Annotated in this window: 12 protein-coding genes and 1 pseudogene; 8 read left to right on the top strand and 5 right to left on the bottom strand. The window is 76.0% G+C overall.

Annotated elements, in window-relative coordinates; translation table 11 throughout:
* Positions 1-153: 153 nt before the first annotated feature.
* A pseudogene (locus IE180_RS25585) lies at positions 154-738 on the bottom strand (GntR family transcriptional regulator); the annotation flags it as partial.
* 169 nt (positions 739-907) lie between these two features.
* Here IE180_RS25585 and IE180_RS25590 point away from each other — a divergent pair.
* Positions 908-2,680, top strand: coding sequence for a CocE/NonD family hydrolase (locus IE180_RS25590; protein WP_229860867.1), 1,773 nt, complete (start codon positions 908-910; stop codon positions 2,678-2,680).
* A 9-nt stretch (positions 2,681-2,689) separates the two neighbouring features.
* Here the strand turns inward: IE180_RS25590 and IE180_RS25595 are convergent, their stop codons facing one another.
* A complete protein-coding gene (locus tag IE180_RS25595) occupies positions 2,690-3,778 on the bottom strand; it encodes an adenosine deaminase (RefSeq protein ID WP_190159304.1) in 1,089 nt (362 codons plus the stop codon).
* Between the two features lie 428 nt (positions 3,779-4,206).
* Positions 4,207-4,968: a GntR family transcriptional regulator gene (locus tag IE180_RS25600; protein ID WP_190159305.1), complete on the bottom strand. Its 762-nt coding sequence runs from the start codon at positions 4,966-4,968 to the stop codon at positions 4,207-4,209.
* A 188-nt stretch (positions 4,969-5,156) separates the two neighbouring features.
* On the opposite strand from IE180_RS25600, the gene IE180_RS25605 reads away from it, so the two are divergent.
* The 3 genes from IE180_RS25605 (at position 5,157) to IE180_RS25615 (ending at position 6,441) form a co-directional block, all read left to right on the top strand.
* On the top strand, positions 5,157-5,408 hold the full coding sequence (locus IE180_RS25605) for a lipopolysaccharide assembly protein LapA domain-containing protein (RefSeq protein WP_093873255.1): 252 nt from the start codon (positions 5,157-5,159) through the stop codon (positions 5,406-5,408).
* Complete coding sequence (locus IE180_RS25610; RefSeq protein WP_190159306.1) at positions 5,405-5,755, top strand: hypothetical protein; 351 nt, start codon at positions 5,405-5,407, stop codon at positions 5,753-5,755. The genes IE180_RS25605 and IE180_RS25610 overlap by 4 nt, the downstream gene beginning before the upstream one ends.
* Before the next feature lie 137 nt (positions 5,756-5,892).
* Positions 5,893-6,441, top strand: coding sequence for a GNAT family N-acetyltransferase (locus IE180_RS25615; protein ID WP_190159307.1), 549 nt, complete (start codon positions 5,893-5,895; stop codon positions 6,439-6,441).
* Here IE180_RS25615 and IE180_RS25620 read toward each other — a convergent pair.
* Positions 6,438-6,770, bottom strand: a complete 333-nt coding sequence (locus tag IE180_RS25620) for a DUF6204 family protein (RefSeq protein WP_190159308.1) — start codon at positions 6,768-6,770, stop codon at positions 6,438-6,440. The two genes, IE180_RS25615 and IE180_RS25620, sit on opposite strands and share 4 nt — an antisense overlap.
* Before the next feature lie 191 nt (positions 6,771-6,961).
* Here IE180_RS25620 and IE180_RS25625 point away from each other — a divergent pair, with 191 nt between their 5' ends.
* Positions 6,962-8,917: a DUF5107 domain-containing protein gene (locus tag IE180_RS25625; RefSeq protein ID WP_190159309.1), complete on the top strand. Its 1,956-nt coding sequence runs from the start codon at positions 6,962-6,964 to the stop codon at positions 8,915-8,917.
* Between the two features lie 25 nt (positions 8,918-8,942).
* On the opposite strand, the gene IE180_RS25630 is transcribed toward IE180_RS25625, so the two are convergent.
* Positions 8,943-9,779, bottom strand: a complete 837-nt coding sequence (locus IE180_RS25630; RefSeq protein ID WP_190159310.1) for a methyltransferase domain-containing protein — start codon at positions 9,777-9,779, stop codon at positions 8,943-8,945.
* A 205-nt stretch (positions 9,780-9,984) separates the two neighbouring features.
* On the opposite strand from IE180_RS25630, the gene IE180_RS25635 reads away from it, so the two are divergent.
* The 3 genes from IE180_RS25635 (at position 9,985) to IE180_RS25645 (ending at position 13,045) form a co-directional block, all read left to right on the top strand.
* The gene (locus tag IE180_RS25635) at positions 9,985-10,650 is read left to right on the top strand and encodes a molybdopterin-dependent oxidoreductase (protein WP_190159311.1); all 666 of its coding nucleotides are present in this window, start codon (positions 9,985-9,987) and stop codon (positions 10,648-10,650) included.
* 51 nt (positions 10,651-10,701) lie between these two features.
* On the top strand, positions 10,702-11,934 hold the full coding sequence (locus IE180_RS25640; RefSeq protein ID WP_190159312.1) for an aminotransferase class I/II-fold pyridoxal phosphate-dependent enzyme: 1,233 nt from the start codon (positions 10,702-10,704) through the stop codon (positions 11,932-11,934).
* Positions 11,935-12,004: 70 nt separating this feature from the next.
* Positions 12,005-13,045 carry an MBL fold metallo-hydrolase gene (locus tag IE180_RS25645; RefSeq protein ID WP_190159313.1) on the top strand — a complete coding sequence of 347 codons (1,041 nt, stop codon included), beginning with the start codon at positions 12,005-12,007 and terminating at the stop codon, positions 13,043-13,045.
* The last annotated feature ends 71 nt before the right edge of the window (positions 13,046-13,116 follow it).

Here is a 13,116-nt window from a genome sequence, read left to right on the forward strand (position 1 = left end):
GGGGACGGAGGCGCGCCGACGGGAGCCGGTGCGGTGCCGGAGCGGTTGCTCCGCCGTCCTGCGCCGGTGCGCGGCGGCCTCGTCGCGGCTCGTCCCCAGGTGGCGCAGGGCCGGCTTCTCGACGCGCTCCACGTCCCGCGCCTCGATCCCCCGGTACGGCTCCGCGTGCTCCTCGGCGACGACGGTGAAGGCGGCGTGCTGCCCGAGCAGCCAGCGCATCCGGCTGCGCGGCGTCGCGTCGAGTTCGCCGATCAGGGCGTTGTCGGCCGGCTCCGTGACGGTCTCGTGGAAGTCGGCGGCCGCCCGCCGGGCGGCCTGCCCGTCGCCCTTGTCCGCGGCCGCCGGCTCGGCATCGAGGTCGGCGCGGAGCTTGGTGAGCCCCGCCCGGGTGCGGCGCTGCGCGGCGAGCCGGAAGCCGGGGATCTCCAGGGCGGACCTGACCTCGCCGAGGTCCGCGACGTCGGACGCCGTGAACTCGCGGACCACCGCCCAGGTCCGCGGGCGCGGGGTCACCAGGCCCTCCGCGACCAGGTCCCGCAGGGCGTCGCGGACGGGCAGCCGGCTCACGTCCAGCTCGGCCGCGATCTCGCGCTCCACCAGCCTGCTGCCGGGGCCCGGGTCCCGTCGATGATCTGATCGCGCAGGACGCGCGTCACCCGCTCCGATTCGGGTCTGAACTCCTCGGCGCCGGTCATGGCGCCGTTCTCCCCTCGCGGGGCGGGCGGCGGCCCGCGGCACCCGGCCGCCCGCGCGGGGAGCGTCGCCTTCACTGAATCTCCGTCAACAACCTTCGTCCGACGCGTTGACGGCCTCATGACACGTGTCACAGCATGGGCGCTGCCCGGGTACCTACCAGTCGGTAGGTGCTGTCGGGCCGCTCGGTGTCGTCCTCAGCGTGGAGGTCCCTGTGTCCCGTGCCGTGCCCCGATCCCGCAAGGCCCTCGCGCTCGTGGCCGGCGCGGCCGCGCTCGCCGCACCGCTCGCCCTCGCCGCTCCCGCGAGCGGCGCCGAGGCCGACCCCGGCGCGTACACCGTCACCCCGCTCCGGTTCACCGTCGAGGCGGACGGACGCAGCTGCACGGTCGACGCCGACCTCTACCGGCCCGCCGGCGCGGACGCCGCCCACCCCGCGCCCGCCGTCCTCGCCACCAACGGCTTCGGCGGCAGCAAGAGCGACGGCTCCACCGCCGCGATCGGCAAGGCCTTCGCCGAGCGCGGCTACGTCGGCCTCGTCTACTCGGGCCTCGGCTTCGGGAAGTCCGGCTGTCCGATCTCCCTCGACGCACCCGAGACCGACGGCCGGGCCGCCGCCCGCCTCGTCGACTTCCTCGCCGGAACCCGCGCCGCCGACGACGGCACCCGCGTCGACTTCGTCACCCGGGACGGTGCGGGAGACCCGCGCGTCGGCACGATCGGCGGCTCCTACGGCGGGGCCGTCCAACTCGCGGCCGCCTCCGTCGATCCCCGCATCGACGCCCTCGTCCCCCTCATCACCTGGAACGACCTCGCGTACGCGCTCGCCCCCAACGCCGCCGACCGGGCCACCCCCGGGGTCTTCAAGTGGCAGTGGGCCAACGGCTTCTACCTCATCGGCGAGGGCCAGCCCCTGCTCTCCCCGTCCCTCGACCCCAGCCGGATCAACTCCCTCGGCTGTCTGCACTTCGTCACCGACGCCTGCGACACCGTGAGGCTCCTCAACTCCGGCCGCTACCCGGCCGCCGAGAGCGAGGAGATGCTCACGTACGCCCGCAGCGTCTCCCCGGTCTCCTACCTGGACCGGATCACCGCCCCCACCCTGATCGTCCAGGGCCAGTCCGACAGCCTGTTCAACCTCAACGAGGCGCGCGCCACCTACGACCGGCTGCGCGAGCGCGGCGTCGACACCCGGATGATCTGGCAGTCCTGGGGCCACAGCGGAGGGCAGAAGCCGGGCGAACTCGACCTCGCGGACCCGGAGGGGAGTTACGTCGGGCAACGCGTCCTCGCCTGGTTCGACCGGTACCTCCGGAAGAACGCGGCCTCGGACACCGGTCCCGCCTTCGCCTGGTACCGCGAGGGGCGGAGCGGCTACGGCACCGCCGACCGGGTCCCGGCGCTCAGCCAGAAGCTGTACCTCTCCGGCGACGGCAAGCTCGTCGACAACCGTACGAAGGTCGCCCGCGGCTCCCGTCGGTACACCAACTGGCTGGTCCCGACGAGCCACTCCGAGTCCTCGCTCGCCGGCATGATCGGGCTCCCCGACCCCCGGCCGTACGACACCCCGGGCACCTACCTCGGCTGGACCAGCGCCCCGCTCACCGCACCCGTGGACCTCGTCGGCGCGCCGAGGGCGACCCTTCGGGTCGTCTCCCCGGCGGCCGAACGCGTCCAGGAGTCGGGCGACGCCGCCGACAAGCTCGTCCTCTTCGCCAAGCTCTACGACGTCGCGCCCGACGGGACGAAGACCCTGGTCAACCGGCTGGTCGCGCCGGTGCGCGTACCGGACGTCACCCGCCCCTTCACCGTCGAGCTGCCGGGCATCGTCCACCGGTACGAGACGGGCCACCGGCTGGAGTTCGTCGTCGCGGCGAGCGACACCGCGTACTTCGGCAACCGGGGCGTCAAGCCGGTGACCGTCGTCAGCGCCCCCGAGTCCACGGGGACGCTCTCCCTCCCCCTGGTGGAGGGGAGGGTCGGGTGACGGCGTGGGCTACAGCGCCGCGTACCCCGGGCGGACGACCTCGTCGATCAGCCGCTGCCGCTCCGGCAGCGGCAGGAAGGCGGCCTCCAGGGCGGCGACCGTGAACTCCTCGAAGACCTCGGGGCCGTACCCGAACGCGTCCACCATGTGCTGGAACTCCTCGCTCATGGTGGTGCCGGAGACCAGCCGGTTGTCGGTGTTGAGCGTGATCCGGAAGCCGAGCCGGCGCAGCTCGTCGATCGGGTGCGAGGCGTAGTCCTTCGCGGCGCCCGTCTGGAGGTTGGAGGTCGGGCAGACCTCCAGGGCGATGCGGTTGTCCCGGACGTACGAGGCGAGCCGGCCCAGCGTGCCGTCCTCGGCGATGTCGTCCGTGATCCGCACGCCGTGGCCGATCCGCTCGGTGCCGCAGACCTGCACGGCCTCGTGGATCGACTCCGCGCCGACGGCCTCGCCGGCGTGGATCGTGTAGTGGCAGTTCTCCCGCTTCAGGTGCTGGAAGGCGGCGAGGTGGCGGGCCGGCGGGTTGCCGATCTCGCCGCCGGCTATGTCGAAGCCCGCCACGCCGTTGTCCCGGTGCGCGACCGTGAGCTCCGCGATCTCCAGGGAGCGGTCGGTGTGGCGCATGCCGGTGAGGAGGGTGCGGACCGTGATCCGGCCGCCGGTGCGGCGCTCGCCCTCGCGGAAGCCGTCGTTCACCGCCTCGACGACCTCGTCGAGGGTGAGGCCTCCCTCCAGGTGCTGCTCGGGGGCGTAGCGGATCTCGGCGTAGACGACGCCGTCCGCCGCCAGGTCCTCGGCGCACTCGGCCGCGATGCGCACGAGCGCCTCGCGGGTCTGCATGACCGCGCAGGTGTGGGCGAAGGTCTCCAGGTAGCGCTCCAGCGAACCGGAGTCGGCGGCGTCCCGGAACCAGACCGCGAGCTCGGCCGGGTCCTCGGTCGGCAGCGCGGTGTAGCCGCACTCCCGCGCCAGCTCGACGATGGTCGCGGGGCGCAGCCCTCCGTCGAGGTGGTCGTGGAGGACGGCCTTGGGGGCCCGGCGGATCCACTCGGAGACGGTGGCGGCGGCAGGCGAGGCAGAGTTGTCAGACAAGTGCATGGCGGGGAAGTGTACGCCACGGACGCGCGGGGTGCTGTGACGGACCCGACGGGCGGTCGACGGGCCGGGGACTCCGCCCCCGAGCGGACGGGGGGAGGCGCCCTACGGGCCCCTCGGCCGGGGCGCCGAAGGGCGGACGCCCGCACGGCTCGCGGCCCGGAGGCCGGGAGTGCGGAGGCGCCCGCACGGCTTGCGGTCCGGGGCGTCGCGCGGGGGCGGCCCCGCGGTCCGCGGCGGGGGTCGGTCGTGCGGAGGCGCCCCCCGCGGCCCGTGGCCCGCGGCAGGGGGCAGGCGTGCGGAGGCGTCCCCGCGGTTCACGGCCCGGAGGCCGGGCGGGCTTCTCGTTCCCCGTCCGGTGCGGCGGCCGTGGTGACGGCCGGAAGCGGAGGGCGGGACCGACGAGGTGCTCCCCGTCCCCCCGCCCCCGCTCAGTACGACTGGAGCACCGGCAGCGCGGGCGTGCCCGTCGGGAGCATGTGCTTGGCCGCCAGCACCGGCGTCTCGCCGACCCGCACCACCTGGGTGACCAGGACGGCCGGGGTGTCCGCCGGACGTCCCAGCTGCTCCCCGCGCCGCCGCCCGAGCAGCGTCGCCGTGATCCCGCTGTGCGCGCTCAGGGCCGTCTCCCGCGAGGCCCCCACCAGCACCGCCAGCATCGAGACCGCGCCGCGGCCCTTCGGCTCGGCCTCCGCCGCCCGCAGGGCCCGCGCGAACTCCGGGTGCACCCGGTCGAGCAGCTCGTCGGGCGCCGCCCACTCGTGGCTCAACGCCGCCGCCGTTCCCTCCCCGCCCAGGACGGACTCCCAGAACCGCAGCTCGGCGCGGGCGGGCGCGAGCAGGTGCTGGGTGGTGAAGTCGGTCGGCTCCTCGACGGTCCTGAGCAGCGCCCGCACCCGCAGCGGGGCGCCCGTGCCGATCAGTCCCTCCAGCGGCTGGACGTGCTCGAAGCCGCGCCGGGGCGGACGGTCGTTGACGGTGCGGCCCACCCCGCGCCGCACCGTGAGGACGCCGTCCTCCTGGAGCAGCAGCAGCGCCTCGCGCAGGGCCGGCCTGCTGACGCCCAGCTCGGCGGCGAGCTTCGGCTCGGAGGGGAGCGTGGAACCCGGCGGGTAGGTGCCGTCGTGGACGGCGTCCGCGATCCGCTCGTAGAGCGCCACGACCGGTCGCCGCCGCTGTCCGCTGACCGCCACGGCCCCTCCTCGTCTCGTCCCCGGCTCGCTCTGCGCCGGCCTCCGCACCACGGTAGTCGGCTCACGTTGTCTGACAAGTCACCCGTACGGCTCTGCTCGCCGTCACGGGGAGGCGCCGCGCGTCCCATTCTGGTCCCACGGCTGTGGCCGGGTACGGGCGACGGCACGACGGAGGAGAGGGGCCGGGCATGAGTCCCAAGTGGACGCCACGGGCAGCGGGCGGGGGCAAGTCCCGGTGGGCCGGAGCCCTCACCCCGGGGCGGATCGCGATGGTCGCGGTCGCGGTCCTCACCCTGGTCTTCATCTTCGAGAACACCCGCGAGGTCAGGATCCGCCTGCTGGTCCCCGAGGTCACCCTGCCGCTCTACGTGGCGCTGCTCGCGACCGCCCTCCTGGGGGCGGGCTGCGGCGCCTACTTCGCCGCCCGGAGGCGGAAGTGAGGCGGGCCGCCGTCGTCGGCGTCGGCGCGGCCCTGGCGCTCGCGGCCGTCGCCGCCTCCTCGGCGGAGGGCGCCGCCACGTCCGGCGAGGAGGCCGGGACACGGCCGATGCCGGACTTCCTGGGCCGGGGCCTGTGGCAGGTCTTCACCCGCCTCGACCGCCGGACCCGCCTCGATGTCCACGACGTGAGCGGCCGCGACCGGCGGGTGCTGTGGCCGCCGTGCTGGGAGGTCTGCACCCAGTACCCGGCGGCGGGCACGGCCCTGGACCGGCGGACCACCGCCACGATCGGAGTCGTGCGCAAGGGCGAGACCTGCCCGCCCCGCGTCCGCGAGGCCCGCCGCTGAACGCCGCCGCGCGGGTACGGGACGCCGCGTCCGTTCGTACGGGACGACAGCCCGCCCGTACGGGACGCCGCGCTCGCCCGTACGGGGCACCGCCCCGCCCCCACCGGACGCCGCCCCGCACCACGTAGCCTGGCCGCATGTCCGACGATCTCGCCGCCTACCTCGCCGTCGGACCCCGCGTGGGTCTGCGGCCCTTCTCCCTCGACGACGCCGAGGAGTTCACCGCCCGCGCCCGCGAGAGCCGGGAGTTCCACCGCCCCTGGCTCTTCCCGCCGTGCACGGCCGAGGCGTACGCCGCCTACGCGGGCGTCCTGATCGAGGACCCGGCGCGCGCGGGTTTCCTGGTCTGCGAGCGCGCCGACGGCGGCGGGATCGCCGGCTTCGTCAACATCAACAACATCGTCCGCGGTGCTTTCCGCAGCGGAGCCCTCGGCTACGGCGCCTTCGCGCACGCCGCCGGACGCGGACTCCTCACCGAGGCACTCGGGCTGGTCCTGGAGCACGCCTTCGGCCCCCTGGAGCTGCACCGCCTGGAGGCGAACATCCAGCCCGGCAACGCCGCCTCCCGCGCCCTCGTCCGCCGCGCCGGCTTCCGCCTGGAGGGCTTCTCGCCCGCGATGCTGCACATCGACGGGGCCTGGCGGGACCACGAACGCTGGGCGATCACCGCGCCCGACCCGGACTAACGCTTGTAGTTGATCTTCATCGTGTCGAGGTCCGTCACCGTCGAGCGCAGCGCCTTGTACCCGTGGCCCAGCTCGCCGAGCGCCTTCTCCACCCGGTCCTCCGCGATCGCGCCCGCCATCTCCTCGCCGTCCTCGGCGTCCGAGACGACGACCAGGCGGTACGAGAAGTGCTTCAGCGTCCGGTCGTAGGCCAGCGAGCCCTCCTCCGTGAACCGCATCGCCGTCAGCCCGTGAGCGTCCGCCTCGGCGAGCAGCCGGGACCGGCTCTCCTCCGACAGACCGTCGAACGTGCCGCGCACGATGACCCGGTAGGTGTGCTGCGTGCCCATTCCTCGTACTCCCTGTGCCACTGGTTCCCGGACGCCCAGGCGGCGGACCGGCCCTCCACACTACGGCGGCGGGCACCACCGGCGCCGGGAATATCCGGGCGCCCCGCCCCCGGCGGCCCTGCCGGGGCCTGGCCGAAGCACGACGTGGAGAACCCCTGGTCAGGACCGGCTCCGGCGTGTTCCATGGATCGATGACGACCGTACGACGTGCCGTACTGACGCTGCCCGCGGCCCCGTTGGGCCCGGACAACCCGCTTCCCGCACTGCGGGCCCCCGCAGGCGCCGGGGCCCACGCGGTCGACGCGCGGACCCTCGCGGAACTCCCGCGCGACATGGCCCGGGGCATCGGACGGGCGCCCCTGCGCAGCCTGCTTCCGGTCGCCGTGCGCGACGGCTACGGCCGCGCGCGCACGCCCGCCGACCTCGACGCGATCGTGATCGAGAACGACAGGCTCCGGGCGACCGTGCTGCCCGGCCTCGGCGGCCGCGTCCACTCCCTGCACCACAAGCCCACCGGACGCGAACTCCTCTACCGCAACCCGGTGTTCCAGCCCGCCGCCTTCGCCCTCAACGGCGCCTGGTTCTCCGGCGGCATCGAGTGGAACATCGGGGCCACCGGCCACACCACCCTCTCCTGCTCGCCCCTCCACGCGGCCACCGTCCGCGCCCCCGACGGCGGCCCGATGCTGCGCCTGTGGGAGTGGGAGCGCCTGCGCGGCCTGCCCTTCCAGGTCGACCTGTGGCTCCCGGAGGACTCCGACTTCCTGTACGTCGGCGTCCGCGTCCGCAACCCCCACGAGCGGACCGCCCCCGCCTACTGGTGGTCCAACACCGCCGTCCCCGAGGAGCGCAGGATCCTCGTGCCCGCCGACGCGGCCTGGCACCACGGCTGGGAACGCGGCCTGAACCGCCTTCCCGTGCCGGCCGCCGAGGACGGCGCCGACCGCTCGTACCCGCTGAACGGCGTCCACGCCGCGGACTACTTCTACGACCTGCCCGAGGGGCGCCGCCGCTGGATCGCCGCCCTCGACGCGGACGGCCACGGGCTCGTCCAGACCTCCACCGACGCGCTGCGCGGCCGCAAGCTCTTCCTGTGGGGCACCGGGCGCGGCGGCCGCCGCTGGCAGGAGTGGCTGACCGAGCCCGGCACCCCCGGCTACGCCGAGGTGCAGGCCGGGCTCGCCCGCACCCAGCTGGAGCACCTGGAGCTCGAGGGCGGCGCCGAGTTCAGCTGGCTGGAGGCGTACGGGCCGCTCGCCGCAGACCCCGCCGCGGCCCTCGGCGACGACTGGACCGCCGCCCGCGCCGCCGTCGAGGCGGAGCTGGCGGCGGCGCTGCCCCGCGCCGCCGTCGACGCGGCGCACACCGCCTGGCGGGAGGGCGCCGCGGACGCCGCACCGGAGACCGTCCTCGCGGCCGGTTCCGGCTGGGGAGCCCTCGAAGTCCTGCGCGGAGGGTACGAGTTGCCGGGGACGCCCTTCCCCGAGTCGACCCTCGGGCCGGACCAGGAACCCTGGCGGGAGCTTCTGCGCACCGGCGTCCTGCCGTCCCCGGCGAAGGGGGCGGGCCCCGGTGCGCCGCTGGTCGGCGCCCCCTGGCGGGACATGCTGGAGACCGCCCCCGCCGACCCGTCCACCGAGTACCACCTGGGCATCGCCCAGTGGCACGCGGGAGACCGCGCCCAGGCGGTGCGGAGCTGGGAGCGCGGACTCCACCGGGCCGAGGTGCGCTGGCCCCTGCTGTACTGCCTGGCCGTCGCCGACCAGGAGGACGGCCATCCGCTGCGGGCCGCCGAGCGGTTCGCGGACGCCTTCGCCGACCACGCGGACCACGACGGGAGCGGGCTCGTGGCCGCCGCCCTCGGGCGCGAGGCCGTGGCGGCGCTGCTCGCCGCGGGCCGGTCCGGTCCGGCGCGGGAGCTGTGGGGGCGGCTGCCGGACGAGGTCCGGGGGAGGGGCGCCTTCCGTCTCCTGGAGGTCCGGATGCTGCGGGCGGAGGGCCGGACGGACGAGGCCCGTGCCGTCTTCGACGAGGGCTTCGAGGTCGCGGACCTGCGCGAGGGCGCGGAGGTGCTCGGTGAGGTCTGGGCGGACCTCACCGACGAACCCCTTCCGGAAGCCTACGAGTTCAGGACGCGCCCGCACTGAGGGGCGGCGGGGGCCGTGGTGCGGGTCAGGAGACCCGGCACAGGATCTCGCCGTGCGGCACCATGAACCAGGCGTCCTCCTGCCCGCCCCATTCCCGCCAGGCCTCCGCGATCGCCTCCAGTTCGGCGACGGTCGCGTGCCCGCCGTCCACGGCCAGGCCGGCGTAGGCGGAGGCGGTCGTGCGGTCCGCCCACAGGCCGCTCCACCAGTCCCGCTCCTCGGGGGTGGCGAAGCACCAGGCGGCGGCCGTCGTCGTGATCTCGGTGAAGCCGGCCCGCCGGGCCCAGGAGAGCAGCCGCCGTCCCGCGTCCGGCTCGCCGCCGTTGGCGCGTGCGACCCGGTGGTACAGGTCCTGCCAGCCGTCCAGGGCGGGCCGCTCGGGGTACCAGGTGAAGGCCCCGTAGTCGCTGTCGCGGGCCGCGACGACACCGCCGGGCCGGCACACCCGGCGCATCTCGCGCAGCGCCCGGACCGGGTCGCCGACGTGCTGCAGCACCTGATGGGCGTGGACGACGTCGAAGGAGTCGTCGGGGAAGTCCAGGGCGTGGACGTCGGCGACCGCGAACCCGACGTTCGTCAGGCCGCGTTCGGCGGCGACCCCGCGGGCCTTCGCCAGGACGTCCTCGGCGGCGTCGACCCCGGTGACCCGGCCCGGCGCGACCAGCGCGGCCAGATCGGCCGTGATGGTGCCGGGCCCGCAGCCCACGTCCAGGACGTCCAGGCCGGGGCTCAGTTCGGGCAGCAGGTAGGCGGCGGAGTTGGCGGCGGTCCGCCAGGTGTGCGAGCGCAGGACCGACTCGTGGTGGCCGTGCGTGTAGACGGCGGTCTCAGAGGCCGCGGGCTGCGCGGAGGCGTGCGTCATCGAAGCGACTCCCTCGGTGTGGGTGCGTGCTTCCACCGTACGCACCCCCGCCGCATGATGAGACCAGCGTCTTGTGATGTGGACAGAGGGTCACTCCAACAGGTCCCGCCGGCAACGGAGTTCCTCCAGGACCCGCCCACCCGCCCCCTCCCGCACCGCCGTCCCGTCCGGCGGCCCGTTTCTCTCCCCCGGGTCGAGGAGACCCGTGCCGTACCCGCCCGCGCCCGCCCGCCGCACCCTGCTGAAGCCGCTCGCAGCGGGTCCCGCGGCCTCCGCCCTCGGCGGCCTCGCCGCCGCCGACCGGCGGCTGACCCTCCGGGGCGACGGACTCCACGGCCGCGGCCCGGTCCACTTCACCCACGGGCAACTGCGGGACCTGCCCTCCGTCACCCGTACGGCCCTGATCGAATGCGCCGGAAACGGCCGCGGCCTCTCCACCGCCCAGCAGGACCGACCGGTCACCGGCACCGCCTGGACCCCGGGTGCCGTCGGAGCCGCCCGCCGGCGCGGCGTCCGCCTCGCCGAGGTGCTCCGGCGCGCCGGGATCGCCCACGACGCCGTCGACCTCCAGCCCCGCGTCCTGGACGATCCGTACGTCTTCGGCGGCGTCGACTTCGGCCGGGTCCGGCGCCCACGGGCGGCACGCCCGGCTCCACGGCGCCCCCGCCGCGACGGCCGGGTCCGCTGGAGCGTGCCGTGGCGCCCGCACGCCACCGGACGGGTCACGCTGCTCTCCCGCACCACCGACGGCGCCGGGAACACCCGGCCGGCGCAGGCCGTGCACAACACCCGGGGGTACCTCCTCGACGCGGTCGTGCGTCACCCGGTCACCGTCGTCCGAAGGAGCGGGAACGGTCGAACCTTCGTATAAAGGGCACGGGGGTGCCCGCCGGCGCCCCCGCGCGCACAGGAGGTACGGGACATGCGGCAGACGGCTCCGGAAGGCCGCGGCCCGGTGCGCTACGGACCTCCCGCACCCGACACCGGCCTCCCCGTCCTGCCCGGACTCGCCGGGCTGCTCGCCGCCGCCGCCGGACGGACCGCTCCCGAACCGCCCGGCGGCGGGCCCGTCCTGCGCGAGGCCGCCGCCGGCTACTGGTGGCGGCGCGGCCTGCGGACCCACCCCGAGGACGTGGTGGCCGCGCCCGGCGCCCCCGCCCTCCTCCTGGCCCTGATCGCCGCCCACGGCGGCGACCTCCTGCTGCCCCGGCCCTGCCCCGCCTGGTGGGCCCCGCAGGCCCGTCTCCTCGGCCGCCCGGCCTATCACGTGCCCACGCCCGCCGAGGCGGGCGGCGTCCCCGACCCGTACGCCCTCCTGGAGACCGTCCGCCGGATCCGCGCCGAGGGCGGCGACCCCCGGCTCGTGCTGCTCTCCGTCGCCGACGACCCCACCGCCACCGTCCCCGCGCCGGAACTCGTCCGCGAGGCCTGCGAGGCGGCCGTCGCCGAGGGCCTGCACGTCATCAGCGACGAGACCTGGCGCGACACCCTCCACCAGCCGGGCGGCACCGTGCTGCTCAGTCCCGCCGAGATGTGCCCCGACGACGTCACCGTCCTCACCGACCTCGGCGGCGCCCTCGCCCCCGCCGCCTGGCCCTGCGCCGTCGCCCGCTTCCCGCCCACCGACCCGTCCCGCGCCGACCGCTGGACCGACCCCAGGGCCCGCGTCCTCGACGTGCTCACCGCCCTCGGCGCCCTCGTCCCAGGGCCCGTGGCCCCCGCCGTGGCCCACGCCCTCGACGAGCCCGAGGACGTCACCGTACGGGCCCGGCGCGCCGCCGCCGTCCACGGGCGGCTCGCCGGGGCCGCGCACCGCGCCGTCCTCGCCGCCGGAGCCCTGGCCCGGCCGCCGCAGGCCGGCCGCCACCTCTACGCCGACCTCGGACCGCTGCGCGCCGGGCTCGCCGCCCGGGGCGTCGCCGACTCCCTGGAGCTGGAGAGCCACCTCACCGCGCGGCTCGGCGCCCCGGCGACCGGCGGCCACCGCTTCGGCGACGAACTCGGCGCGCTGCGCGTCAGATTCGGCACCGGCATGTTCCTGGGCGCCACCGAGGAGGAGTGCGCGGAGGCCCTCGGGGCACCCGACCCCGTGGAACTGCCTCACGTCGCCCGGGCGTTGGAGGACTTCGGAGCAGCCTTGGAGGAACTCCGATGACCGGGCGCCGGCGCCCCGCGACCCCCGCCCCTCCCCGATGTGCCGAGCACGAGCGGAACGGAGCCCGCAGATGACCGAACGGACGGCACCCCCCGCCCGGGCCGGGCAGGCCCCGGCCCCGCACCACCCCGGCCGGGCCGCGCCCCCCGCCCTGCAGCCCGTCGGCCGGCTGCGGCAGGACTGGCCCCGCACCTTCACCGACCGGCTCACCGCGCCCCTCCCCGGCGTCCGGGCCATGGCGCGCCTCGCCCGCGAAGGAGCCGTACGCCCCCGCCCCGAGGGGCTCCGCGACATCCCCCTGCTGCCCTTCGAGCCCGGTCCGCTGCCGCCCGCCGGGCCCGACACCGTCGCCGTCACCTGGGCCGGGCACGCCAGCTGGGTCCTGCGCGTCGGCGGACTGACGGTCCTCACCGACCCGGTCTGGTCCCGCCGCATCTTCGGCACGCCGGCCCGCCTCACCCCCGTCGGGGTCCGCTGGGAGGACCTGCCGGCCGTCGACGCCGTCGTCATCAGCCACAACCACTTCGACCACCTCGACGGCCCCACCCTCAAGCGGCTGCCCCGGGACACCCCGGTCTTCGTCCCGGCCGGACTCGGCCGCTGGTTCACCCGCCGCCGGTTCAGCCGCGTGACCGAGCTCGACTGGTGGGAGGCGGCCGAACTCGACGGGGTGCGCTTCGACTTCGTCCCCGCCCACCACTGGTCCAAGCGCACCCTCCTGGACACCTGCCGTTCCCTGTGGGGCGGCTGGGTCCTCACCGACCGGGCCGGGCACCGGATCCACTTCGCCGGGGACACCGGATACGGCCACTGGTTCGCCGAGATCGGCCGCCGTTACCCCGGCATCGACCTGGCGCTGCTCCCGATCGGCGCGTACGCCCCGCGCTGGTGGCTCAGCGACGTCCACACCGACCCCGAGGAGGCGGTCCGAGCCCACCAGGACCTCGGCGCGCGGCGGATGGCGCCCATGCACTGGGCCACGTTCGTGCTGTCCGCCGAGCCGGTCCTCGAACCCCTCACCCGGGTCAGGGCCGCCTGGGAGGAGGCCGGTCTGCCCCGCGAGGACCTGTGGGACCTCCCGGTCGGCGCGTCAAGGGTGCTCGTGCCCTGAGGGGCCGGGGCTCAGGAGTGCCCGTGCCCCGAGGGGCCGGGGCTCGCGGGTGCTCGGGCCCCGACGGGCCG

The organism is Streptomyces litmocidini (assembly GCF_014649755.1).
Taxonomy (GTDB): domain Bacteria; phylum Actinomycetota; class Actinomycetes; order Streptomycetales; family Streptomycetaceae; genus Streptomyces; species Streptomyces litmocidini.

Coding starts and splice junctions, on each gene's coding strand:
- IE180_RS25640 (WP_190159312.1), top strand. CDS start 10,702: ATGCGGCAGACGGCTCCGGAAGGCCGCGGCCCGGTGCGCTACGGACCT.
- IE180_RS25625 (WP_190159309.1), top strand. CDS start 6,962: ATGACGACCGTACGACGTGCCGTACTGACGCTGCCCGCGGCCCCGTTG.
- IE180_RS25630 (WP_190159310.1), bottom strand. CDS start 9,779: ATGACGCACGCCTCCGCGCAGCCCGCGGCCTCTGAGACCGCCGTCTAC.
- IE180_RS25595 (WP_190159304.1), bottom strand. CDS start 3,778: ATGCACTTGTCTGACAACTCTGCCTCGCCTGCCGCCGCCACCGTCTCC.
- IE180_RS25615 (WP_190159307.1), top strand. CDS start 5,893: ATGTCCGACGATCTCGCCGCCTACCTCGCCGTCGGACCCCGCGTGGGT.
- IE180_RS25645 (WP_190159313.1), top strand. CDS start 12,005: ATGACCGAACGGACGGCACCCCCCGCCCGGGCCGGGCAGGCCCCGGCC.
- IE180_RS25620 (WP_190159308.1), bottom strand. CDS start 6,770: ATGGGCACGCAGCACACCTACCGGGTCATCGTGCGCGGCACGTTCGAC.
- IE180_RS25605 (WP_093873255.1), top strand. CDS start 5,157: ATGAGTCCCAAGTGGACGCCACGGGCAGCGGGCGGGGGCAAGTCCCGG.